General features: G+C 40.4%; 24 protein-coding genes. 3 read left to right on the forward strand and 21 right to left on the reverse strand.

The genetic code is table 11. The features are described from left to right. Positions 1–5: 5 nt before the first annotated feature. The 9 genes from ASU03_RS15900 to ASU03_RS15940 all read right to left on the reverse strand — a co-directional run bounded on the left by ASU03_RS15900 (position 6) and on the right by ASU03_RS15940 (position 9,809). A complete protein-coding gene (locus ASU03_RS15900) occupies positions 6–1,235 on the reverse strand; it encodes a type II secretion system F family protein (protein WP_057832750.1) in 1,230 nt (409 codons plus the stop codon). A gap of 54 nt (positions 1,236–1,289) precedes the next feature. Beyond that, positions 1,290–3,002 carry a GspE/PulE family protein gene (locus ASU03_RS15905; RefSeq protein ID WP_057832751.1) on the reverse strand — a complete coding sequence of 571 codons (1,713 nt, stop codon included), beginning with the start codon at positions 3,000–3,002 and terminating at the stop codon, positions 1,290–1,292. Positions 3,003–3,179: 177 nt separating this feature from the next. After that, on the reverse strand, positions 3,180–4,397 hold the full coding sequence (locus ASU03_RS15910; RefSeq protein ID WP_057832752.1) for a tetratricopeptide repeat protein: 1,218 nt from the start codon (positions 4,395–4,397) through the stop codon (positions 3,180–3,182). Beyond that, on the reverse strand, positions 4,394–5,296 hold the full coding sequence (locus ASU03_RS15915) for an ExeA family protein (protein ID WP_057832753.1): 903 nt from the start codon (positions 5,294–5,296) through the stop codon (positions 4,394–4,396). The genes ASU03_RS15910 and ASU03_RS15915 overlap by 4 nt, the downstream gene beginning before the upstream one ends. A 55-nt stretch (positions 5,297–5,351) precedes the next feature. Next, on the reverse strand, positions 5,352–7,151 hold the full coding sequence (gene mshL / locus ASU03_RS15920; RefSeq protein ID WP_442855145.1) for a pilus (MSHA type) biogenesis protein MshL: 1,800 nt from the start codon (positions 7,149–7,151) through the stop codon (positions 5,352–5,354). A 20-nt stretch (positions 7,152–7,171) separates the two neighbouring features. Then, on the reverse strand, positions 7,172–7,552 hold the full coding sequence (locus tag ASU03_RS15925) for a hypothetical protein (RefSeq protein ID WP_057832755.1): 381 nt from the start codon (positions 7,550–7,552) through the stop codon (positions 7,172–7,174). Continuing rightward, positions 7,545–8,237: a hypothetical protein gene (locus ASU03_RS15930; protein WP_057832756.1), complete on the reverse strand. Its 693-nt coding sequence runs from the start codon at positions 8,235–8,237 to the stop codon at positions 7,545–7,547. The genes ASU03_RS15925 and ASU03_RS15930 overlap by 8 nt, the downstream gene beginning before the upstream one ends. Next, a complete protein-coding gene (locus ASU03_RS15935; RefSeq protein ID WP_057832757.1) occupies positions 8,237–8,839 on the reverse strand; it encodes a PilN domain-containing protein in 603 nt (200 codons plus the stop codon). Before ASU03_RS15935 ends, ASU03_RS15930 begins: the two co-directional genes overlap by 1 nt. After that, positions 8,829–9,809 (reverse strand): hypothetical protein, encoded by a 981-nt coding sequence (locus ASU03_RS15940; RefSeq protein WP_057832758.1) that lies wholly within the window; start codon positions 9,807–9,809, stop codon positions 8,829–8,831. The genes ASU03_RS15935 and ASU03_RS15940 overlap by 11 nt, the downstream gene beginning before the upstream one ends. A 257-nt stretch (positions 9,810–10,066) precedes the next feature. Here ASU03_RS15940 and ASU03_RS15945 point away from each other — a divergent pair, with 257 nt between their 5' ends. Continuing rightward, on the forward strand, positions 10,067–11,038 hold the full coding sequence (locus tag ASU03_RS15945) for a 1-aminocyclopropane-1-carboxylate deaminase/D-cysteine desulfhydrase (RefSeq protein WP_057832759.1): 972 nt from the start codon (positions 10,067–10,069) through the stop codon (positions 11,036–11,038). Here ASU03_RS15945 and ASU03_RS15950 read toward each other — a convergent pair. The 12 genes from ASU03_RS15950 to gspC all read right to left on the reverse strand — a co-directional run bounded on the left by ASU03_RS15950 (position 11,027) and on the right by gspC (position 23,126). Beyond that, on the reverse strand, positions 11,027–11,782 hold the full coding sequence (locus ASU03_RS15950; RefSeq protein ID WP_057832760.1) for a type II secretion system protein N: 756 nt from the start codon (positions 11,780–11,782) through the stop codon (positions 11,027–11,029). The genes ASU03_RS15945 and ASU03_RS15950 overlap by 12 nt on opposite strands. A 107-nt stretch (positions 11,783–11,889) precedes the next feature. Then, positions 11,890–12,360, reverse strand: a complete 471-nt coding sequence (gspM, locus tag ASU03_RS15955; protein WP_057832761.1) for a type II secretion system protein GspM — start codon at positions 12,358–12,360, stop codon at positions 11,890–11,892. Further along, the gene (gspL, locus tag ASU03_RS15960) at positions 12,360–13,718 is read right to left on the reverse strand and encodes a type II secretion system protein GspL (protein ID WP_057832762.1); all 1,359 of its coding nucleotides are present in this window, start codon (positions 13,716–13,718) and stop codon (positions 12,360–12,362) included. Before gspL ends, gspM begins: the two co-directional genes overlap by 1 nt. Further along, on the reverse strand, positions 13,718–14,809 hold the full coding sequence (gspK, locus tag ASU03_RS15965; protein WP_057832763.1) for a type II secretion system minor pseudopilin GspK: 1,092 nt from the start codon (positions 14,807–14,809) through the stop codon (positions 13,718–13,720). The genes gspL and gspK overlap by 1 nt, the downstream gene beginning before the upstream one ends. Before the next feature lie 3 nt (positions 14,810–14,812). Then, complete coding sequence (gspJ, locus tag ASU03_RS15970) at positions 14,813–15,472, reverse strand: type II secretion system minor pseudopilin GspJ (protein ID WP_057832764.1); 660 nt, start codon at positions 15,470–15,472, stop codon at positions 14,813–14,815. Further along, positions 15,472–15,870, reverse strand: coding sequence for a type II secretion system minor pseudopilin GspI (gspI, locus tag ASU03_RS15975; protein WP_057832765.1), 399 nt, complete (start codon positions 15,868–15,870; stop codon positions 15,472–15,474). The genes gspJ and gspI overlap by 1 nt, the downstream gene beginning before the upstream one ends. Next, on the reverse strand, positions 15,860–16,480 hold the full coding sequence (gspH, locus tag ASU03_RS15980) for a type II secretion system minor pseudopilin GspH (RefSeq protein WP_057832766.1): 621 nt from the start codon (positions 16,478–16,480) through the stop codon (positions 15,860–15,862). The genes gspI and gspH overlap by 11 nt, the downstream gene beginning before the upstream one ends. Before the next feature lie 130 nt (positions 16,481–16,610). Further along, a complete protein-coding gene (gene gspG, locus ASU03_RS15985; RefSeq protein WP_057832767.1) occupies positions 16,611–17,042 on the reverse strand; it encodes a type II secretion system major pseudopilin GspG in 432 nt (143 codons plus the stop codon). Between the two features lie 69 nt (positions 17,043–17,111). Beyond that, positions 17,112–18,353, reverse strand: a complete 1,242-nt coding sequence (gspF, locus tag ASU03_RS15990; RefSeq protein ID WP_057832768.1) for a type II secretion system inner membrane protein GspF — start codon at positions 18,351–18,353, stop codon at positions 17,112–17,114. 105 nt (positions 18,354–18,458) lie between these two features. Continuing rightward, entirely contained in the window at positions 18,459–19,988 is a 1,530-nt protein-coding gene (gspE, locus tag ASU03_RS15995; RefSeq protein WP_057832769.1) for a type II secretion system ATPase GspE, read from the reverse strand. Continuing rightward, complete coding sequence (gene gspD, locus ASU03_RS16000; RefSeq protein WP_057832770.1) at positions 19,988–22,075, reverse strand: type II secretion system secretin GspD; 2,088 nt, start codon at positions 22,073–22,075, stop codon at positions 19,988–19,990. Before gspD ends, gspE begins: the two co-directional genes overlap by 1 nt. Before the next feature lie 118 nt (positions 22,076–22,193). Further along, entirely contained in the window at positions 22,194–23,126 is a 933-nt protein-coding gene (gene gspC / locus ASU03_RS16005; protein WP_082627308.1) for a type II secretion system protein GspC, read from the reverse strand. A gap of 277 nt (positions 23,127–23,403) precedes the next feature. Between gspC and ASU03_RS16010 the strand changes: the two genes are divergently transcribed. Together ASU03_RS16010 and hslO are read left to right on the forward strand one after the other, a co-directional pair. Continuing rightward, positions 23,404–23,808, forward strand: coding sequence for an RNA-binding S4 domain-containing protein (locus tag ASU03_RS16010; protein WP_057832772.1), 405 nt, complete (start codon positions 23,404–23,406; stop codon positions 23,806–23,808). A gap of 5 nt (positions 23,809–23,813) precedes the next feature. Further along, a complete protein-coding gene (gene hslO / locus ASU03_RS16015; RefSeq protein WP_057832773.1) occupies positions 23,814–24,686 on the forward strand; it encodes an Hsp33 family molecular chaperone HslO in 873 nt (290 codons plus the stop codon). Positions 24,687–24,856: the final 170 nt, after the last annotated feature.

A 24,856-nucleotide genomic window follows, 5' to 3' on the forward strand; every position in this document is an offset into this window, starting at 1 on the left:
TATTGCTAACCCTGCATAGCCGAAGCCATATCCCACATTGGCGTAAAAATACCCAGCGCTAACACTAAGACCATTGCCGCGACCACCACTAATAATAGCGGCTCAATACGTGCGGTTAAGGTGGCTAAATCATAATCAACTTCTCGCTCGTAATAATCGCCAACCTCGGCCAATAATTCATCAACCCGACCAGTTTCTTCGCCAACTGCCAACATTTGTAATACTAAGGGGGTAAATAAATTACTGGCTACAGCCGAGCGTAATAAGCTTTCACCACTTTCGATGTTCTGACGCATGGAGGCGATTTTATCCTGCATATAGCTATTATCTACCGCGTCAGCAACCAAGGTTAATGCTGTGGTCATGGGTACGCCCGCTTTTAGCACAATGGCAAAACTATGGGAAAAACGCGCTAATATCGAGCGCTCTATGATACTGCCAATAATTGGAATTTTAATCTTGCGCCTATCCCACTGATAACGTCCTTGCTTAGTTTGTAGTGATTGCTTGATCATCAAGAAAGTCAAAATGGCGGCAAGTAACATATAAAACCAATAGTTTATAAATAAGTTAGAGCTAGCAATAATGAATTGTGTCGCCAGTGGCAAGTCGGCTCCTAATCGAGAAAACATATTGGCAAACGTTGGAATAACAAAAATATTTAAAATTACTACCGCTGCCGCTAGCGCCATAAGCACCATGCTTGGATAACGTAAAGCGGCTTTAATGCGTTTACGCGTATCTAACTCCCGTTCAAGGTAGGTGGTTAATTTTAAGAAAGAGCCATCTAATTGACCGGTATTTTCACCAACATGAACCAAAGAAACAAAGAGGTGGTCAAAAATTTTTGGATGATGATTTAGTGCTGAAGAAAAGCTATAACCACCTTCAAGCTGTTTACCTATATCGGTGAGTGCTTTTTTAAGCGCTATTGAATTTGCCGATTCAACCATGCCATTAATTGCCCGTAAGATGGGCACACCAGAGCGCATTAAGGCATACATTTGCCGACAGAAGACAATCAATTCTTCTAAGGAAACCCGACCATTATTGAGTAGCTCAAATATATCTGTACTACCCGCACTCTTACTACCTTGTACAGAGGCAACAATAGAGATAGGCGTTATACCCTTTTTGAATAATTTATCAGCAGCCGCCGCTAAATTGACAGCATCAATACTGTCTTTTACTTGGCTACCGTTGGCATTTCGCCCTGTATAATTAAATGACGCCATAAATACCTCTATGTACTAACATGCGTTATTGATATTAATTAATCATTGTAGTGATTAATTAATATCAATTGTTTCTACCAAACGTAACACTTCTTCTACGGTAGTGATGCCATCCACAGCGTAGGCAAAAGCGGCTTTCGCTAGCGGCGTAAAACCAGGACTTTCTTTGGCTAACCTACCAAAACTTTCACTATCATTACGTTTTAACGCCGCCATCATGCCTTCATTCATTTCAAGTAATTCAAAAACACCGATTCGACCTTTATAACCGGTATAGTGACATGACTGACAACCCTTACCGTGCATAAACTGGCTAGTTTTAGCCTGTTCACCGGCTAAATTTGTTAGCCATAAGATTTCTTGTGCATCTGCTTGGTATTCAGTTGCACAAGAGTCACAGACTCTGCGAACCAAACGTTGCGCGACAACCGCCCTTAAGGCACTACCGACTAAAAATCCTGCCGCGCCCATATCAATTAAACGCAGAGCACTGGTTATGGCATCATTGGTATGCAAGGTTGATAAAACTAAATGACCCGTTATCGCGCCACGCAAGCCTATTTCAACGGTTTCCTGATCACGCATTTCACCCACCATCATAATATCGGGATCTTGGCGTAGGGCTGATCGTAAAATTCTTGAAAAGGTTAAATCAATTTTAGTATTCACTTGTACTTGATTTATTCTCGGTAAACGGTACTCAACGGGATCTTCAACCGTGATAATTTTTTTGCTCGCATCATTGAGCTCACTTAACGCCGCATATAAGGTCGTTGTTTTACCACTACCCGTTGGCCCAGTCACTAGCACCATACCGTGTGGTCTATGGATTTGTTGGCGGACACGTTTAACCATATCTGCTGGCATACCCGTTTGATCGAGTGATAATAAACCGGCAGATTGGTCTAATAAGCGCATTACTACCGACTCGCCGTATTGCACCGGCATGGTAGACATACGTACATCAATATTATGGCCACTAATATCTAAATTAAAACGGCCATCTTGGGGCAAGCGCTTTTCTGAGATATCAAGGCCGGCCATCAACTTAAGTCGTAAGACCATAGCCGAAGCAATTTTATTTTCTTTTAGTATTTTTTCTTGTAAAACACCATCAATTCGCTGACGAATACGCAATTGATGCTCTTCTGGCTCAATATGAATATCGGATGCACGCATTTGTACTGCATCTTCAAACACTGATTGCAATAATTTTCCTACCGTAGCATCGCCGCCTTCATCAAGGAAGGTAGTCGCGAGATCAAAGCGGGAAGATTCTTCATATTCTTCTTCTAGCTGGCTGGCAAAAGATTCAATTTCGGCGGTACGACGATATAAGCTGTCAAAGGCATCAAAAATCTGTGACTCCATCACTACCGCAAGTTCAATCCGTTTAGGGGCTAACATGCGCTCTAATTGATCTAAGCCACTTAAATCTGCGGGGTCACTCATACCGAGTAATACTGAAGCGCCTCTATCTTCAATGATCAACGCCCTTAAGCGTCTAGCATGAACTTCAGGCAGTAAACTGGCAACATTAACAGATATCTTATGCTGTGATATGTCTAAAAATGGCACATCAAGTTGCTGCGCTAAAAATTGTAATAGTTGTCTTTCAGAAAGGTAGCTAAGCTCTATTAAAGTATCACCAAGCTTTCTCCCTGTTTGCTTTTGACTCGATAACGCTTGCATTAATTGCTCATCGGATATGATACGTTCATGAACTAATAGATCACCTAAGCGCATCTTTAATTTGGGAGCTGCCATAATTTTTCCTACTATCCTATTACCTGAATATGTTGTTTAACAAATTTTTCTGTAGATATAGATAAATCATTTTTTGTTAATGCTGCTTTATAAGCCTTACTTGCGAAACTAAATTGACTATTTTTATCGTACCATACTGGTACAGCAAGTTGCCCTCAGCCCATATAAACTTGCTTGCTACTGTGCTATTACCTGAATGCGTTGTTTAACAAAATCCTCCGATGATATGGATAAATCATGGTTTGTTAATGCTGTTTTATAAGCCTTACTTGCTAAACTAAATTGACTGTTTTTATCGTACAATACCGCTAAACCCATTTGCCACCGCCCTTTAGTAGGTTGCATTGTTATCAACATTTTATAAGCCGCAATGCCCGCTTCATGTTGCTGAGCATGCTGCGCGGTATTGGCCAACATAATTTGATACTGTTCATCTTTTAAGTCCGCTAACGGCTTTAAGGTGTTTAATGCGGCTCTTGCCTGGCCCTGCTTTAAATAAATACGTGCTTGCATCTCACGTAAACTGCTGTCTTTACCATTAAGAGCAATGCCTTGTGAGAGTAAATTAACCGCATCTTGATAGGCCTGTCGACCAAACCAGAGCGCGGCTAATTTTTTACGTGTTTGACTATCACTCGGCTTGATAATAAGCACATCTTCAAGCAGATTCTCTGCTTTAGCAATGTGCTTTTCCGCCAGTGCCTTTTCTGCTAGAACTATTTTTTGTTGAGCCAGTTCATCCGCCGACAATTGCCTACGTGACACCGACATTTTATTTGCCTGAGGTTTTGACTTAAGCTCTGCTGGTGTATGTGGATGACTATGAGTATTGCCTTTGGCATCACTTCGAGTGTGGGCTTCGGTTCTCACTGCAGAATTATCGTCAACATTAGCGATGATCACCGCTATTTTCCCCGGTGTGATTCGGCTTACACCATTATCAATAATGGCGCGTGAACTAACGTTAGTAACGGCCAAAGTTGGCGGCTCTATCTGCCTAGCGGATACGGTATTTACCACCCCTTGTTTAGCAGGCTTTATTTTATCTGGCAGCGCGGGTAAAGCTTTGCTTTCCACAGAGGCTACTTTCAAAGGAAGTATTTCCTCAGATATAGTTTCCGACGATACGGTAAACGAAGCGAGCGTTGACACCGCCAGAACTTGCGCCGCGCTCGCTTTATTAGACCATTGTTCAGCTTTTAACGCTGTATTTTCCCTCAATAACTGCCAAACATAAAAACTAGCCAAACACACAATTAAGACACACAACGTAGTTAACACCACAATTTTTATCGGTGACTGGACCTGTGTATGATAAGTAGGCTGTGCCGTAAGTGCCTCTGAGTCAGGACTTCGTTGCTCTAAATCGTTTAGCATCTGATTAATAACACTCATGATTTAACTACCAAGGTATAATAAGCCACAATCAAGGCTGCAGATAAGCCTAAACATGAAAAGAGCAACATGTTTTTCTTTGATTGCGCTTCGATACTTTCAGTATCCTTTGCTGCCGCTTTGAGTAATTTTACCGTCATTTTGTAGTGTCCTTGACCATAAGCAAGCATTAACATTTTGTGGCATAACACATTAACCAAGCGTGGTATTCCTTGGCTCACGCGGGCAATTTTTTTGCAAATTTCCACGGGAAAGAGTTCTGCGCCTTTATAACCGGCAACGACTAATCTGTGTTGAATATATTGTTGTACTTCATTGGCATTCATCGGCCTTAATTTATAAGAAAAAGTAATACGCTGCCTTAATTGTCGAAATTCGGTTTTGGCTAAGCGCTGATCAAGCTCGGGCTGTGCGAATAAAACCACCTGTAGTAATTTACGTGTCTCAGTCTCTAAATTGGTAAATAGTCTCAACGCTTCCAAGCTATCTTCCGGTAGCGCTTGTGCTTCATCGAGTATCAGTACAACCGAATGCCCTTGGCTATGTAGCTCTAATAAGCGCGTTTGAATACGCTGAGTAAGTAATTGCAGTGACATACGTTGTGCTTGTTTAACGCCAAGTTCAACGGCAACCGCTCGCCTTAATTCATCAGGGTTCAAATAGGGATTAGGAATATAGGCCGTGACGAAATGCTCAGGTATTTCATTAAGTAACTTTCGGCATAACAATGTTTTACCGGTACCGACTTCGCCCACAACCTTTATAAAGCCTTCTCCGGTCTGCAGCGCTGTGTAAATCACTGCTAGGGCTTCATTATGTGGCGCCAATGGCAAATAAAAATTTGTATTAGGAGTGAGAGTAAAAGGTAACTCTCCTAAGCCAAAATGATATAAATACATAGTAATTCTACTAATTAACCTAATTAAGGCAAGTTAAACAAATAAGCACTTAGGCTTAATTATTTAACTTGGTGGCATTTTTTTGTGTTAGTTGGCAAATATCATGGCTTCTTGCATATTCCGCTTGGGCACATTGTGTTTGGCATACTGGTGTTAACTCACCTTCATCAGATAGCTCACATGTTTCAAGCTCTTCTGGAAACCATTTTGTTAATAATTTTCTAGCATCTTGCAGTTGATTTTTCCAGGTATCTTGGCCCACTACCGTAGGTGTCAGCATGATAACTAATTCACGTTTTTGCATTTTTTGCGATTTACTTTTAAATAGCTCACCTAAGAAAGGTATATCACCTAAAAAAGGCGTTTTTGACTCTATATCAACTTTATAGGTTTCAATTAAGCCGCCAATAATCACCACTTCACCCGATTGAGCGCGAATAATAGTATCTGACTCTCGAACTCTACTTCGCGCCAAGGGCAGGATTAGCACTTCACTACCAATTTGAATGACTTTGTTTTGCTCTTCAGTAATAGTTACCGAAGAATGAACATGTAATATGACGCTACCATCTTCACTAATTTGTGGTGTTACATCGAGAGCAATACCTGAGAAAAATGGTGTTAACTCAACTTCGGGTGTTGTGGTAGTTGAGGTACCCGTGGTGATAGTACTGGAAACTTCAGTAACAAAATATTCATCTTCACCCACTTTAATAACTGCTTTTTGGTTGTTGGTTACCGTGATCCGTGGACTTGAAAGTACTTGCACATTACCTTGTGTTTGTAAAAGCTCGATAACACCGGAGAAATCACTGCCATTGGTTTGCTTACTAAAGGCCAGACTACTAACACCACCAATAGTATTAGAAATAACATTACCAATAACATTACCCGTTGTTGAATAGATAATTTCAGCACTACCGACTTGATCTAATATTTTCCCCCACTTGATACCCTGTTGATACTCATCATTAAGGGTTACTTCCATTATCTTCGCTTCAATGATCACTTGGCGATGTAAGTGGCTTTCAGTCGCTGTTATAAATTTTTTCACCGCGGCTATTTCTTTTGGAAAAGCACGAACGGTTACCAAACCAGCTTGAGGAGAAATAATGACTGAGCGGCCATCGTCTGTGCCAACAAAAGCAGTCAGTGATTCTTTTATTTCATCCCAAAAATTTGATTCATTTTCAGTATAAACATTGATGCCACTACTTTGATTATTAGAGCCACTATTACGGTTATTACTGCTACTACTATTATTATTGCTGTTGTTATTGCCGCTATTGGGATCATTTTCAGAAACACCACCGGAGTTTATGGTGGTACTAGAGGTACCAAAACGCTTTAGAAATAAATAATTTAAGGCCATGGTTTCGGTACGGATACCGGGAGGAAATACCTTGACTATGTTACCAGTGCGAGTAATTTCATAGCCATATACATCCTCAACCACGCTTAATGCCTCAGATAAAGTGACATTATTCAAACTGAGTGAAATTTGGCCAATGACATCTGGGTGAATAACCACGTTATAGCGCGAGCCTCTCACTATCGCTTGAAAAAAATCTTTGGCATCAACTTCAGTGGCTGAAATCTCCAATCGTTTTTCCGCCAACATACTCTGTTTAGCTTGGTACATATCATTAAACATTAGCTCTTGCTGGACAGAGCTTGGCACTAGCGTTAGTGGCTTAGGAGCATTAAAGGCTTTAGCTTGTTTGATGGCTATATCAAGATCTTCTTTTAACTCTATGGGGTCTCTTGGTACGGTTTGACAGCCTACTAGCACAAAGCATAACGCTGACAAGGCAATTTTTGTTTTTGTTTTTGTTTTTGTTTTTATTCTTTTCATAGGGGGGCTTGTATTTATCATTAGTTAGCTACCGTATTTTCTATGACTTTACTTTTAAAACCGCTATTTTTAAAAATATTAATTTTTAATCGTTTAGTTTTACTGCGTAATATCACACTGTGACTATTAATTGCAGTGATGCGATACTCGCCGACATAGTCAAACATGCTATAGATTTTGCCATTGATTACAGCAGTATGAATACCATCACCATGAATAATCGAAGTTAATAAAAAGCCCCCATCACGTTTTAACTGATTATTAGTACCTGAGCCACTTACGCTAAATGGGCGAGTAGGATCAATATCAGCGGCTAGGCTAATCGGTGCAGTCAGTGCAGTCAGTGCAGTCAGTGCCATTACCATTAAGCTGGCAGTTAAGGTTAAATGCGCTTTAGACACCAATAAACTCCTTATTTAAGCCCAAACTATAAATGGTTATTTCTACTTCACTGCGTGGGTACTCTTTGACTTCGAATTGAAAGTCTTGCCAAAAAAACGTCCACGATAATTGCTCTAGCTGGTGTAAGTAATTGCGTAATTGAAAGTATTTACCTGATAACTTAATTTTCATCGCATGTTTATATAAATTCAAACCAAGTTGTTCAGCTATTGGTGAATATTTGCCAGCAGTAGCGTTTTGTTGTTGGCTCGATAAATCTAATAATGGTTGCGCACCAATCAATTCAAAAGACAACAAGGATACACCTGGCTCTAACTTAAGCAATTTGAACAGGGCTGCACGCATTTCACTTGGGCTAATTAAATCAGTTGTTAAATGCACTAACTGCTTATCAATTTTTGCCAGCTTACCTTCAAGTCTGGTGATTTGTTTAGTAATATCTTTATCTGGATCTTGTTTAAGAGCGGTCTGGTATTCTTTGATAGTAAAATTAAGACTTTGATTACCTGACTTCATCACTCGGCTTTGCTTATCAAAGGTAATAATTCTGGCACTTTTATCGTCAATAAATAAGTAGGAGATAATAAAAAACATTGCCACTAGGCCTGTTAACAGGAGTAGAAACTGCTCTCGACTGGTTAATTGCAGAAATTTCTCACTGATATTTTGCCATTGTTGCTTCATTAGTTACCACCTCCTGCTGCGCCTGTACTGACGACAAACTCGGTAATATTTTGCTCATTCTGTGTCAGTTTAAACTGGACAAACGCCTTGCCAGATAATAAACGCGATTGTTTAAAACCAGCCAACCAGGCCGGCACAGCTTGAGGGGTTCGGGCTAGACCAGTAAAACTCATATCGGTAGCATTAATGCTAATAGTTTGTAAGCGAATATCTTTATGGTGCATGGCTGACAGATCATTCATTACCATAACAAAGCCACCCGAAAAAGTCTCATTTGAGTCAGTGAGTTTGGCTAACAGTGCTGCTTTATGCTGCAGCACTAATGTTATAGTGCTGAGGTTTTGTGTTAAAGCGGGTGATACTTGCCTATTTTGTACTTCTTTAGCCAGGCTATTGGCAAGCTGTGTTTTTTGTTGCTGCTCTTTTAATAAGTCATCATATATTGCCGCCGACTGACTATAGTTTATTTCAGTAACAACGGCCCAAATAACCATCATTAATAACAAACCTAGCCAAGCACTCGCCACTCTTGATAATGACAATAAGGGCTGCTCTGGGAAAAGCTCAGCTTGCAATAAATTAATACTATGTTTAGCTATCATGACGTGCTCCCGCTAAAACGTCGGTTTCGGCTATGGTTTCGTTAGTGTCCGTATTTACTAGGCTAGCGCCTATTGCCGCGGCAAATGCTCGATACTGATGATAGGGCTGGGGTAATTCAAGTAAACTCACCGGTACGGCAGAATTCTCTGCGAGCTTTTCAACAAAGACAGCCTCCAACTCAATGGGTAATAACACTTTAATTTCCTTGATAGGCGCTTGTTTTAGCTGACGCTCAAAATAATCTGTCGAGCGTTGAATCTCTAAGCTGATATCATCAATAAGTGAAAAAGCTAATTCATCCACTGCTTTACTGCCAATTTGAGCAAAACCGCGTAGACGGCGTTGAAAAAATATTTGTTTTTGTTTAACAATTAATAAAACAATTTCTTCATTGGGCTGCTGGCACACTAATAACACAGCTTCATTTTGTGACACTAATAAATTGGCAAAAGCAAATTCTTGGGTAGTAATAGCAGTGACCTTTACCTTACCTTGCTCTGTAGCTGCCAGTAATATTTTCAGCTCATCTAACGGAGCACAGACAACATTAATTTTCTCTTTGCCACCGGCGAGCAGTGGTGCATCATAATAATCTAACACCATGTTATCCGGTGAAATACTGACTAAATCTTTAATTTGCCACTTCAATGCACTGTGTATTTCGCTAGCAGACAAACTAGGTTTATCCACTTGTACTACTTGTGATTGTGCTTCGTTAAGCACTAAGGTGGCAGTACCCTCAAGTTCATAATTTTTATGTAGTGTTTGAATAGCTTGTGAAAAGTGAGCCGAACTGGCCTTTTCATGGTGAAAAAGTACTTTGGCGGTTTTATTATTGTTGTCAGCGTTATCGGCATGTTGTTGAGGAATTGAGCATAAGGAGACACCCTGCTGCTGAAAAGCAATACCAATACGCTGATTTGAAATTTTCTTTGAAAAAAATTGTTTAATTTTCGTTAAAATTGACATTTATCGGCAATATCGCATATAGCTAAAATTATTTGCAATGTTACCCTTTGTCACACCTTTAGAGCAAGCTTTACTGCTAATTTTTAGCTAAGTATATTAGTCATTTATCTACGAAGAACACAGTACTTTAGCGAAATTTTTCAATTTAAAACAATTCGTTAGTCACAGAAGCAGTCTGAAGAAAAAACTCAACAAATAACGATATCGTTTATAATAACCGTTAAACTTATTGTTAATTAATATTTCATTAGATAACCATGCCTAAGCCTTTGTCAATACTACAAAATATACATCATCCACTCTTCGATAAATACAAAGTTACTGTCCAGGTCAAGCGAGATGATTTATTACATCACATCATATCGGGTAATAAATGGCGAAAATTAAAATATAATCTTAGACAAATAAAAGATGGCGTTTACCAAGGCGCGCTAACTTTTGGCGGCAGTTACTCAAACCATATTCATGCTTTTGCCTATGCCTGTAACCAAGAAAATATTCCCTGTATTGGTGTTATACGTGGGGAAGCGCGTTATGCAAGTAATTTTACTTTAGCTTGGGCAAGGCACTGGGGCATGCAATGTCATTTTGTTGATAGAAAAACTTACCGCCGCCGTTTTGACACCGACTTCCTCGATGAGCTTCACGAGTTATATCCAGAGTATTTTTTCATCCCCGAAGGCGGCAGTAATACCCTAGCAATACCTGGTGTAGCTGAGATATTAACTGAGTTAGACAATCAAGCTGACTTCGATACCTTACTCACTCCCGTTGGCAGTGGCGGCACTTTAGCTGGTCTTATTTCAGGGGACACTGTCGCCAAAAGTAAACAGCATAGGATTTTAGGCATTGCGGTATTAAAACAAGCGGCATACCTAGTAGATGAAATTAAGTGCTTACTTAGCCCTCAAGCTAAGCAACATAATAACTGGCAGTTATTAACCAACTTTCACCGTGGCGGTTATGGTAAATTTAGCCCTGATGATGTCAAGCGGATTTTAGCGTTCAACCAGCAAACCGGCGTGATCTTTGAGCCAGTGTATTCCGGCAAGATGGTATTGGCCTTTCTGGATTTATTAGCGCAGGGCTACTTTAGTGTCAATGAGCGCATAGTGTTACTACACACAGGTGGACTACAAGGTCTTGGCGGCATGATTGAACAAGGCAAACTCAAGGCCGAGGATTGGCCGACCTTACCACAGATAAGCGATGCAGAGCTAAAACCTTAACGGATAACGCCCTTGCTGATCAGGACGCCCGAGAAAAACTAACGCTGACTTTAACTGAGCAGGGAACTTAGCGCCAGGCTTTAAATATCCCTGACCAGACGCTTTTTTCTGGGCTAAAGATAAACGCGCAGTAAAACTCAAACCTAGATTATTTTTAGCTGATATCTGTGCTATTAAATCACCTTGATCACAATGCATATCCGCAGAAAGTTTACCTAACTTGATGTTGTTATCTAAAGCGACCACCCCTGAGCGTAACCAACTAACTTGCCCTTGTGCGTGCTGACAAGTTAAATTGCCCTCAATATTTAAGGTTAACTCAGTAAATCTTAGTTCAATATTGCCTTGTGCGATGACAGGAATTGGTAGAGGTAATTGTTTAGCTATCTCATTAGCAGATATAAAAAGCTCTACATCCTTGAGTATCAGCTCTTTGCTAGAAACTGTTAAGGAGAATTTCCCCTCAGCCCCAGCTAGCATAGTATCACCAAAAATAACGTTTACTTTTGGTGATAAACTCAACAATGACCAAAAACTAAGCTGAGTTTTAATGTGCTGAATTTGTGTATCATTGACGGTAACTTGAGCAATTTCGCCTTGCCAAATTGAGCCAGAGACAGTAGCAATTTTAATATGTTTGGGTAGTTCGATAGTATTGATTATTAAGGCTAACGGCATGGTGGCCACTAAAAAAACTACGTAACTGCTTAAAAAAATTACTGTAAAAGCAAACCACTTCTTCATCTGATTTCTCTATCTTCTATTATGCGGTTGTTCGGTAACTGCTGACTATGAACTAAGCAACATTAACTAAGCTACTTTAATCATCATGTTAGTGGTGATCTGTTAGATCATATCCGAGTAAGATGCAATCGACGTACTTTCACTTCACCGTCACTGTCACCATGGGTTAAATCAATCGCTTTAACTTGCAAGCCTTCATTATTTGCCAAGTGCTCTAACCAAAACAGTAATTGAGTAAAGGGTGTACTGTTTATCCATACTTGTAAGTCATCACCCTGAGGTTGCATACGGGTAATGGTTAATTTGTATGTTTTTGCACTACGATTTGCCACACTCGCTATACTACCACTCAATTTTGCTGTGCCACCTGAGCGTTTAGCTTGTTGGTACAAAGCAGTATTTTCTTGCACCCAAGATAATAATTGTTGCTGTCTGACTAACTTACTACGTGCTTCAGTTAAGCTATTGTTTAAAGGTTGCCAAATGGCGCTATAAAACATAAAAACGATAAAAACAAGGGTCATTGCCGTGACAAGACTTTGCTCTCGACTGTTAAGTTGTTGCCACCATGCTTTCATTATGATGTTTCCTTATTATTTTTATTACTACGCTTTTTGACAGCAGATTTACGATTTCTTTTGCCTTTATTACTGCTTTTATTACTGCTTTTAGTAGATATGCTAAAGGAGCCAGTAACTAGGTCACCCTGGTTATTTTGTGAACCTTGCTTAACGGTTAAGTTAGCTGCAGCTAACGCAACACTGAACTGCTCGAAAGCTTGATAATCTTTAGCTGTCGCTTGAATACGTAACTCTTGGCGCTTGCCATCAAACTTTAACGTCTCTGGCTTTAGCGCTGGTACTTTGGCAAAGGCGGGTTGTAACTTAGCCAACATAGCCAAAAACCCTTGCTTATCACTAACACCGCCCAACAAGGCTAATTCACGATTCAATTGCGATTTTATCGTGGCAACACGCACTCTTTTAGTGTTCGGAAAAACCTTTTTATAATGGTCAATAATACTTTGCTGAACATTATCTTGCTCAGCATTGAGCTGCCATAATTGTGCGCCCTTGTATGATAAGTTAAGCGAAAGCGCAAATAAAGCAACACCTGCTACCCATAACCATTGGCGACCAGCATTACCGCGCGACTCTTTAACTTTGTACTGCCCTTGCAGTAAATTAAAACGACTTAATTTACTGTGATAATTCTTTGCCATCAGTGCCAGCGGTAATTCTTCAGGCATAGCGGTCAGCGCTAACTGCTCACTATTGGCCAAAGGGGAGAAAGCTTGAATGGCTATACTTGCTTGCTGATCAGCGCCTTCTTTGTCATTAGCGGCTTGCTCATTAGCAAACGCCTGACATTGCCATTGCCAAGCACTGGCATCTAACACAAAACCCTGCCATAGGCCTTGGCGCACAATCACTTGCTGCTGGCTACCATCGCCCAAGGTAATGGCGCTCCACCCGTCGGCCATCATAGGCATGGCCAAGACATCGGGTAAAATATACTTAGTGCTAAGATCGGCATCAGCTAACCATGTCAGCCATTGCTGCATTTGGCTATGGGCAACAATAGCGGTGAAACAATTATTCCCTTGGTCATCACTGGCTAAATCAGCATAAGCAAAAAATAGCTGTTCAACCTCTTCGGCTAAATTATCTTCTAGCATATAAGGCACGGCTAAACGTATTGCTCGCGCCGACTTTGCCGGTACTTTTACCGATTTGAGCAGCACATCGCAGCCTGGTACCAATACCTTAAGCAATCGATGTTCTGCTTTACTGCTCAACTCACTTAGCTGCTGAGCACCTTTTAGTTCGCCACTGGCAATGATTTCCTGGTCATTACTGCTTGTTTCGGCAACAACTAACCAATGAATGGTATCGTCTGCTTGACTTCCCAGACGTATAAATAATGTTTCTGTCACTAGTTACGTCCTATAGTACGACTAATTACTTGAATTTGTTTAGATTCATTAACTTTCATTATTGAGCTCATGGCAAAATAGCTATTGTTAAAACGGGCACTGGCTTTTAATTTAAAATATTGACTATCAACGACAAACTGCGCTTTTTGCCACTTTGCCAGATTAATTTTACTTAACTCTGGTAGTTGATAGAAATCATCTAAATTATCATAACCTGAGCTGTCCCGTGCGTTGAGTATTTCTTGTGCATCACCTAGACTCGAATCAAGCAAAGCTTGTAATAACTCAGGTTTTTCTGCATCTAGGGTGTTGATATTTATTAAATGTTGACTATTTTGTGGCAGCACACACACATAAGGTGTTAACGCTAAGATAATGGCTGGACTAAAGTGTTCAATTAATCTTAATTCATTGACGCTGGCTAAATAACTATTGGCGGCAAGATAAGGAAACTCACGAGCGGCATAATCGTTATCCTCGGCACCACCCGCTCCCGTTATCATATCATTGTCATCAAGCCAATCGGTTAAGGCATTGACCATGGCTTCAGCTTCAAAGTTGCCCACTCCGTCAATATTTAAGTTGACGATAAGGCCTTCTAGTACTGTTGCAGCCGGTAACTGTTTGTCACTGGCTGATTTACTTGCGCGGCTTGGTGGATTCGCTTTACCCCCTCCCGAACGTTTATTTGAAACACCGTTAGCGGACTCATTCTTAGTTTTTGCATGCGGGTGTAAAGCATTCAGGTTCAAACAGCTTTGTAAATCGGTTATTTCTCCTGTTATCTCACCAAAATCAACTGGAAAAGTAGTAGCCTCTTCAGCCCAAATTTGCTCAAGGTGAGTCACTTCAGGCTCATCTTTAAAGGCTTTCATTAATACTCGTTTAGTAAATTCTTCTGCGCCTAAGGCATACCAATAGGCTTGCTGGTTAAAACTGATATTCATACTACGCTGCATTTGTGTATGCAATCGTGTGGTCATTTGCGCGGCAATAATTGAGCATAAAGCCACAATTAGCATCACGGTAATAAGAGCCACACCTCGTTGACTTGCTATTCTTAAACTGAATACTGACGGTTTATTAGCCATAAACTAGGTCTTACTCTGTTTATCAGCAGCAAGATCGCCGGCGACTAAAAACTGGCGACGGATGAAACCATAATCCTCAGTTTCAATTTCAATGGCAATCGCTTGTGGCAATTTTTGCCCAGACCATTTTTCCTGCCATTTACTGCCATCATAAAATTCAAACGCTAAACTAGTCACTAAGGTTATTAATGGTCTTATTCTTGGCTCTTGCCCGACCACAGCGTCAACAAAGTTATAATGTAAACGCTGCAAGGTGCCATCCTCGAGTCGATAAGCAACACTTTGCATATCACTACGCGGTAATAATAACCCTGGATTAGTCCAACCATTACGGACAAAGGCGATAGCTTGATCATCCGCTAAAAAGCTATCGTCTGCAGTTTGTAAAAAAATATTCGTTGGCGCTTCACCATTAACTCGCATACTGCGCTTTGCTATTTGGGTAAAATCTCGTTCAATCAACAAAAAGGCACGCTGTAATTCATTTTGTCTTTCCGTGCGAATCTTTGAATTTTCATCACCACGTAAGACGGTATCAAAAATGGTAAAACTGGCTAAACTTACCACTGAAAAAATAGATATCGCGATCAGTACTTCAAGCAGGGTAAAACCTTGCTGTTTAGCGCTAAAAAAAACTTTATCCATAGTAGTACCTACTTTCATCAGGGTTTCTCCTGAGCGAGGTAGGTCATCAAGCTAGCCGTAACTAACTCATCATCTTCATTTAAACGTACTTCCATTACGATGGAACGTAATTCGTTACTGGCAGTTTTAATCACTTTCTGTTGCCAGTACCAAGTTCTTCCCGCCATCTCGACTTTGCCTTTACGGTTATTTCTTGGCGGCCACGTTTTATCTAAACTCACTGCAACAAGCTGATTTGAAGCGACCCATTGAGCAAACATTTGCTCTTCTAAATGACTAATATGACGATAGTTATTATCGGCAACACCGAGCAGTGCTACACCAGAAATAGCAAAAACAGCCATGGCCAACATTACTTCAAGTAAGGTAAAACCGCCTTGTTTGACTTTTCTAATGAGAGTGATTTTATTGCTCATCGAGCACTGGCCCTTCAATGGTTAATGGCACACTATATATACCGGTAACACGATAAGCTAAATCTTCAGCGCCTACAATATAGGCTAACTCTTCATTTAAGCGAAAAGTAACGCTGAATGGGCTAATATCACCACCAGAGAGAATATAGACTTGTGGAATTATTTTTTCCTCTTGTTCTTCTTTAGAGAGCAAGGTGAAATCGTCTTCATCTTGCTCTCTAAAAGTATCAGCATCAAACAGTAAGGGTTCGTCGATGGGCAGATCATCAAGCTCTAAGCTCAACTCTATACCTTCAGGCAAGGTGACATTGGCTAGCCAGTCTTGCTCAGGGATCTCAGTCCATCGAGTACCGTCATAACCAAGAAACTGATAACTATCTTTTTTAACGACCAAACCTAATTCAATGTTATTGAGCATGCCGTAATCTGCCGCCACTGCAAAAATAGCGGCAAAACGCGCACTTTCATGTTTTAACTTATCTGCCGGATTATTGCCAGAAAAGTTAAATTGCACCAAGCTGGCCATAAGACCAATCAACACAATAACGACCATCACCTCAATTAAGGTAAAGCCACGGTGTTTGATTGTTAATACCGATAGTTTTTTCATAAGGTAATCCGTAATGGTTGAGCTTGAAGCGGTAAGATTAAATGTAAAGGAAATTGCACGGAGTTGACGCTAGTCAATGAGTACCTTTGACGCCTAAATTTAGTTTTACCGCAATAAGATCAGCTATTACTTATTGGAAATCGCCCAAATTCCAGTTACCGATATCATCTTCTGTACCGGCTTCACCGTCTGGCCCCACTGAAAATACATCCATTCGACCCTGTTCGCCTGGATTCAATAACACATAGTCATTGCCCCAAGGATCTTTTGGTAAACGTTTAATATAGCCATCTTCAGGAAAACGACGTGGCTCTGGCTCAATATCGGTTTGCTCAACCAAGGCTTCCAAACCTTGCTCTGTGGTTGGATAATCATAGTTATCCAACTTATATAAACTCAATGACGTTTCTAAAGCAGTAACATCTGATATGGCTTTTTGTAAATTAGCTTTATCTTGGCTACCCATTAAACTAGGTACCACCACACTGGCCATAATACCTATAATTACAATAACCACCATCACTTCTAATAAGCTAAAACCTTGTGATTTTTTCATATTCATATTATTTTCCTAACGTCTGATAAATTGAGGTCACGACAACTCATCTATCGATAAGTTGTCGAGTGATTATTAGCCACCCACTAGGCTATTCAGTTGTAAAATTGGTTCTAAAATTGCCATAACAATAAAGAGCACCACCCCTGCCATACCCACCATAAGTGCAGGTTCAAATGCTTTTAAAGAGATGCTGACCAAGGCATCGAACTCTCTATCTTGGTTATCCGCAGCACGACCTAACATATGTTCTAACTTGCCACTTTTTTCGCCACTAGCGATCATATGCAGCATCATAGGGGGGAACAATTTAGTTTGCTCCAATGCCACACGCAAACTTGAACCTTCACGCACTTTATCGGTGGCGGCTGTCACTTGCTTTTTAATATATAAATTATCGAGCACTTGTCCAGAAATACGCATACTTTCCAGTAAAGGCACGGCACTGGCCGTTAAAATACTTAAAGTTCTGGCAAAACGTGCGGTATTTATACCTCTAACTACCTTGCCAACGCCTGGTACACGTAATAAATTCCGGTGAAACGCCATTTCAAAATTTGGTTTTTTCAACAGCTGTGAAAACAGCAACATCAGGGCCGCAAACAAGATCACCAATACTAAGCCATAGTCACGCAGAAAATCACTACTGGCAATTAAAAACTGCGTAGTACCGGGTAAACTCTCACCCATGTGTTCAAACTGACCGACAATTTTTGGCACCACGGCGGTTAATAAAATAGCGATAACACCGACAGCAACAACGGTCATAATAATAGGATAAACCAGTGCTTGGATTAGTTGCGAGCGCATCTGTTGGCGCTTTTCGGTATAATCAGCCAAACGGTTAAGTACTTTATCAAGATGGCCAGATTTTTCACCCGCGGCAACCATTGCCCGATACAGACGATTAAATACCTTGGGATATTCTGCCATGCTTTCCGATAAACCATAACCTTCGGTCACTTTGGTTCGTACACCCATGATCATACTTTTAATACGGTTCTTTTCACATTGCTCACCCACAGCCATTAAAGATTCTTCTAACGGCAAACCAGACTCTACCAATGTCGCTAGTTGACGAGTAATAAGTGCTAACTCTGCCGCCGAGACTTTACCGCCGGTACTTTGACCGAAACTAGCCGCGAAACCTTTTTTCTCATTTCCCGCTTTGCTCTTGGCTAATGTCGCGGTGACGGCGATAGGCATTAGGCCTTGCTCACGTAACAAACCACGCACTTGTCTTGGCGTATCACCTTCGATAACGCCTTTTTTAGTTTTACCGCGACTATCTACCGCTTGGTATTCAAATGCTGCCATTACTTATAAAGCTTACTTATATTAGTTATATTGGTTATATGAATGCTATTCACGCTGTTAATTCACTATTGTGTCTTTATTGATTACTTAGAGCACTGTTACGCTTTAATCTTCACGAGTGACACGTAAAACCTCTTCTAAGGTGGTTATCCCTAACATCACTTTATCAAAGCCATCTCGACGGATACTGGCATTGGCTTGACGCGCATATTTCTCAATGGCTTGCTCACCGTGACCATTGTGAATGATTTCTCGTATTTTATCATCAACCGGTAATAGTTCATGAATACCCGTTCGGCCACGATAACCTTTAAAACTACACTCCTTACAGCCAACAGCGCGATATATTACCGCTGTATTATCGTCAGCTAAGGCTAATAAATGTCGCTCTTCTTCATCAGGTAAGTGACTTTCTTTACAATGTCGACACAGCGTTCGCACCAGACGTTGTGCCAAAACACCCAATAAACTTGAAGACAGTAAAAATGGCTCTACACCCATATCTTCCATACGGGTGATAGCACCTGCCGCAGTATTGGTATGTAAGGTAGATAAAACTAAGTGACCGGTTAAACTTGCTTGCACGGCAATTTGTGCGGTTTCTAAGTCGCGAATTTCACCGACCATGACCACATCAGGATCTTGCCGTAATATAGCACGTAGTCCCCGAGCAAAGGTCATATCCACCTTAGTATTTACTTGCATTTGTCCTATGCCTTCAATGGAGTATTCAATCGGATCTTCGCAGGTTAAAATATTACGTTCTTTGGCATCAATTTGCATTAAACCCGCATAGAGGGTAGTACTTTTACCTGAGCCGGTAGGACCAGTAACTAAAATAATGCCATGAGGTTTTTCAATAAGGGTTGAGAAAGTAGCACGATTTTGGTCGGTCATACCCAAGTCTTTCAAATCAAGACGAGCAGCATTTTTATCGAGTAATCTTAACACCACTCGTTCGCCATGACCTGTTGGCATAGTTGATACCCGCACATCAACAGCCCGACCACCTATGCGCAGAGATATTCGACCATCTTGTGGAATTCGTTTTTCAGCAATATCGAGTTTGGCCATAACCTTAATACGTGAAACCAACAAGGAAGCTAGTTTGCGATTAGGTTTTAGCACTTCGCGTAAAATACCATCGACGCGAAAGCGAATTTGTAAGCTATTTTCAAAGGTTTCAATATGAATATCGGAAGCGCTTTCTTTGATGGCTTCACTGAGCATGGCATTAATTAGCTTAATAATTGGCGCATCATCTTCATTTTCAAGCAAATCTTCACTTTCAACAATCTCATCAGCCAGTGAATACAAGTCCACTTCATTACCAATATCTTCCATCATTTGCTGCGCTTCGGAGGAATCTCTTTGGTAGGCTTGGGTTAGCAGCAATTCAAACGCTGGCAGCAGTAAATAGTCGAAATTAAATGGCGCTTTCAGTATGCGACGAACTTCGACAATAATATCAAAATTAACATCCGCTAAGCAGTGTAAAATATATCCGCCGGTGTCTGCATCGGTAGAAATTAACACACTATGGCGTTTTGCAAAAGCAAACGACAACAACCAAGAACTATTAGCTGATGTTGGCTCCGCCTTATCAATGACGGTTTCTGCTACGTCACCAGCCATTAGAGCTTATCTTCTGTTACTGTCGGCGGCTTAGGTAGCTCTATATCTTTTTCTTGAAGTTTCTTTTGATAGTCATCAAATGATGGCGGTAACGTTAACTTATCTTGCCACTGCGGTAAGATAGGCATATTGTCATTACTCATTAATGACAGACCCTCTTCGTGTTTACGAATTTGGTCGGCACGAATAAAGTTATATTTACTTTCACTGATTTCAGCCATTAAGCCGGCATCGCGCACTATAGTAGCCCGTAAAAACACCATTAAATTACGCTTACGAGTGGTATTGGTGGTGGATTTAAACAAGTGACCAATAAAGGGAATATCACCTAGAATGGGTACCTTTTGCACGCTTTCTTGAACATCTTCATCAATCAAGCCCCCTAAAACAATAGTCGCGCCACTATCGGTCATAACCGTAGTTTTTATTTCTCTTTTGTTAATAGCAATATCGACCCCAGTAGAACCACTGACCGAAGAGACTTCTTGTTCAATAATCAGTTGTATGGCATTACCTTCATTAACCTGCGGTGTCACGCGCAGTTTGATACCCACTTCTAGACGCTCAACCGTTTGAAATGGATTAGAATTATTACTGCCGGTTGCTGAACCGGTTATAATGGGTATTTCTTGACCAACAATAAAGTAGGCCTCCTCATTGTCTAAGGTCAGAATACTGGGTGTTGCCAATATATTTGAATTGGTATTACTGCTGACTGCTTGTATTATCGCGCCCCAATCATTTTTGGCAAGACCCAACATCATACCACTGACATTGCCAAGTACTTGCCCCAGTATGTTGTAATCACCTTTAGTATCATTCTGATAAAAACCATCTTTTATTAAGTCATTATTACTATTATACTCAGCAGGTACCCAATCTCCCTTGGTAGAAGCAGCGGCCTCAACACCCGCGGCAACCGAGGAAATACTGGCTGGGCCATTGGTAAATTGGGTAAAGCCACCCGCTTCGTTATACCATTGTACCCCTAAACTCACACCATCAGTTTCATATACTTCAACAATGATAGCCTCAATTAATACTTGCGCACGACGAACATCTAATTGGCGGATTACCGCTAAAAGTGAACGTATCATATCCGGTTGTGCGGTAATGATTAATGAATTAGTTGATTCATGGGCCTCAATACTAACATTACGTTTTTGACTGCTACGGCTTTTAGTTTTTGTCGTGCTGCTTTCTGAAGCAATAGAATCACTAACGCCTTGTAATACCTTAACTAAATCTTCGGCTTTGGAGTACTTAAGACGATAAACACGGGTATTACCATTACTTTCTAATTCGCTATCTAAGCGTTTAACCAAACGAATTACCCGCTCACGTGCTTTGACTTCACCACTAACAATAACGCTATTTGATCTATCATCGGCAACAATCCTAGGGATCAGAAAGCTTGGCTGACCTGATTTACCACCTTTAGGTTTATTCATGGCTTCTATGATACGCACCATCTCACCCGCTGAAGCGTATTTTAACTTGATAATTTCCACAGCTTGGTCGCCAGCTCTATCAACACGCTCAATAATCTTAACCAGTCGGTTAACCGTTGATGCTGTGCCTGTTAACATGATGACATTAGCCGGGTCGTAATTAACTACGTTACCACCACCGGCTTGGTCGGATAATTGTCGTAACAAGGGCACTAATTCACGTACGGTAACATTTTTGACTTCAACAACACGGGTGACCATTTCATCACCGACAATATTGCTGTCGCTGCCAATAACCGGGATAGCCGCGGTTTTAGCATCTTTATTACGGATAATTTTAATAATATTATTGTCCTTAGCGACAGCCGCATAACCGTAGACTTCAAGGACATTTAAAAAGAACTGATAATATTGCTCTTCGGATAATACATCATAACTACGAACATTAATTTTTCCACGTACGTTAGGATCGATAATCATAGTCTTTTTCAAATTCTTACCGACTATATTAACAAACTCGGTAATTTCAGTGCCTTTAAAATTAGGAGAGTACTGTGCGGCACTGGCTTGAGCAACGCAGCATAAAAAATTAAATGCCATCGCTGTCGTTAAAATTAATAAAAACTTTTTCATCATTATTAGTGTCTCTGCTTTCTTCACTTTAATAGAAAATCTTTATAGACAATCTTGCTAGAAGGTCTTTATAGATAATTTTATCGCTTAATTGTTACGTTAATTAATTCGTTGAACCTATTTAATCTAGGCTAATAAGTATTTCGGTTAAGTTACCCTGACGATTCACCAGCAGTGAAATATCACGCGCTTGCCTCATTTCAGCCATGGCTTGCATGGCCTGTGTTGGCGCAATTAAATCATAACCATTCATTTCAATGGCTACATCACCCGCTTTTAGGCCAGCAAGTTTAAAAAACTCAGGATTTTTTCCAGGCCTAAGGGTATAGCCAATTATCTTACCGTTTTTACGCTTGGGTGAAATCCGTAAATAGTCCGCTATTTTTGTAGGGTCTTTGGAAAGTTCCGCACGTAAGTTTTTCGCGGTCTCGGTTAATTTTTTATTGCTGCGTTGATCGATTACTTCTGAGCGAGAAGATGGAGGCGCTATTTTTCTTGGATTTCTTTTAGCGGCAGGTTTAATAGCTACTTTTTGTGCCGGTTGCCTATAATCAAAGCCATCGAGCATAAGGGTTTCTAGTCGCCCTGATAACTTAATTAGCACTCTGTCCCTTAATACTTGTTCAAGATTAGCACGGGTGCCCAAGATAATATCACCAATGCCGTAGGTTTCTTGTTTGCCTTGATATTCAATAATTGCTGCGGCTATTAATTTATCATCACTAGCCACTAGACCCACTAAAATTAAATTTAATTTAGTTTCTGGCACGTTAGCCATTTTAATTTCTGCCTCGACCACGTCGCTGTCATTATATAAGCCGAAGAGATTAAGCGACTGTATTTTAGTAACATCAACGGTTTTATTGGCCTGACTGGCATGCGGGCTTCGAGTATTAGACGTGAGTGACGTGTTTTGATTTGACTGTGCTTGCGGTACTATTGACCAAGTAATTTTTGCGCCCAGATAAGCTATATAGGTCAATAACAACACCATAGCTAATTGCGCAACACGTCGATGGCCGAGTTGAGAGAATAGGGATGAAAGTTCTATCATGTTAGTGGGAAGTGCCATATCTACTTATATTATTGTTATTTATGAAAAATTCATGCTACACATAGCAAATACTAGATGTTATATTTTTGTTAGCTTTCTGTTAGATAAGCACGGATGATACTTGACCACAAGCTAAGCAACAAGTCATAGCCTAAGTTTTTTTAAAGCCTTTTAGTAAATAAAATCGTAACAAAAAATGCTACGACTAGAGAATTTACCGCTGGTATGTTAATTTTTAGACCTATTTCCAGGTAAAAATCCCACGGTTAGGTTTATTATGTCCACAAGTAAAACCCCTCAAAATAGCTCAACTCGATTAGATAAATGGCTCTGGGCAGCTAGGTTCTATCGAACTCGAGCAATTGCCAAACAAATGATTGATGGTGGCAAAGTTTTTTACAACGGCCAACGCACTAAGTCAGGTAAGGCCGTATCAATCGGTGATATAATAAAAATTAGACAAGGATTTGAAGAAAAAGTAATTACCGTAGTCGCCTTAGCTGACAAACGAAGCGACGCGACTTTTGCTCAAACCTTATACCAAGAAAGTAAGCAAAGTATTGATAGCCGGGAAAAAAATGCCCTAGCGCGTCAACAAGGCATTTTATTAAGTCCCGCTAGCGAGACTAAACCAGATAAAAAACAACGTAGAAAACTACGTGAATTTAAAGAAAGGATCTAACCTCCATGAGCCAATTCAATGTATTAAATCGCTACTTATTTACCGATGCCCATGCCCGTGGTGAGCTTGTTCAGTTAAATAGCAGTTTTAAAAATATTCTTAACAATCATAACTATCCTGCGGGTGTCGCTAAATTGTTGGGTGAATTACTCAGCGCTACCTGCCTATTAACTGCGACGTTGAAATTTGAAGGCGATATTACCGTACAATTGCAAGGCGATGGTCCTGTCGGCTATATGTCGGTTAGTGGTAACAATAAACAGCAGATGCGCGGTATTGTTAAACTAGCGACAGCAACATCAGCAAATACTTTGCAAGAATTAATTGGTAAAGGCACCATGATTATTACCATACGCCCTAATGCAGGTAAGGCTTATCAAGGTGTTGTTGCCTTAGATAAAGACAATCTTGCCGATTGCTTAGCCCATTACTTTGACGTTTCAGAACAAATTCCCACTAAAATATGGCTATTTAGTGATAGTGAACAGCAATTAACGGCGGGTGCTTTGGTGCAATTATTACCCGATAGCGATAATAGTGTTGAAAATAAAGAAAAACAGCTCATTGACTTTGAGCACTTATGCCAGCTTACCAATACCATTAAAAGTGAAGAAATATATTCACTCGAAGCCGAAGCTTTGCTCTATCGCTTATACCACCAAGAGCAAGTTAATCTTTTCGAGCCACAGGCGGTTAGTTACTTATGTGGTTGCTCTGCTGATAAATGTTTGGCGGCAATAGCACAAATAGAGCCGAGTGAAATAAAATCTATCTTAGCCGAGCAAGGTAAAATTTCCATGACTTGTGATTATTGCATCACCACTTATGATTTTGATGAACTAAGCTTGCAAAGTTTCATTTCGAAAGTTAACCCTTAAAAAAATGGCTTTTTTTCAATAGAATCCAGCCATAATAGCCGGCCTTAATTATCATTTATTCCACATAGTGATAATTAAGTGCTAGCAGAAATATCGTTACACCCCATTATTTACCTGGTTTTAGAGCGATTTAAGTTAAATAATAATACCCTTCAAACTAACCATTCATT

It is taken from the genome of Colwellia sp. TT2012 (assembly GCF_001440345.1).
Taxonomy (GTDB): domain Bacteria; phylum Pseudomonadota; class Gammaproteobacteria; order Enterobacterales; family Alteromonadaceae; genus Colwellia.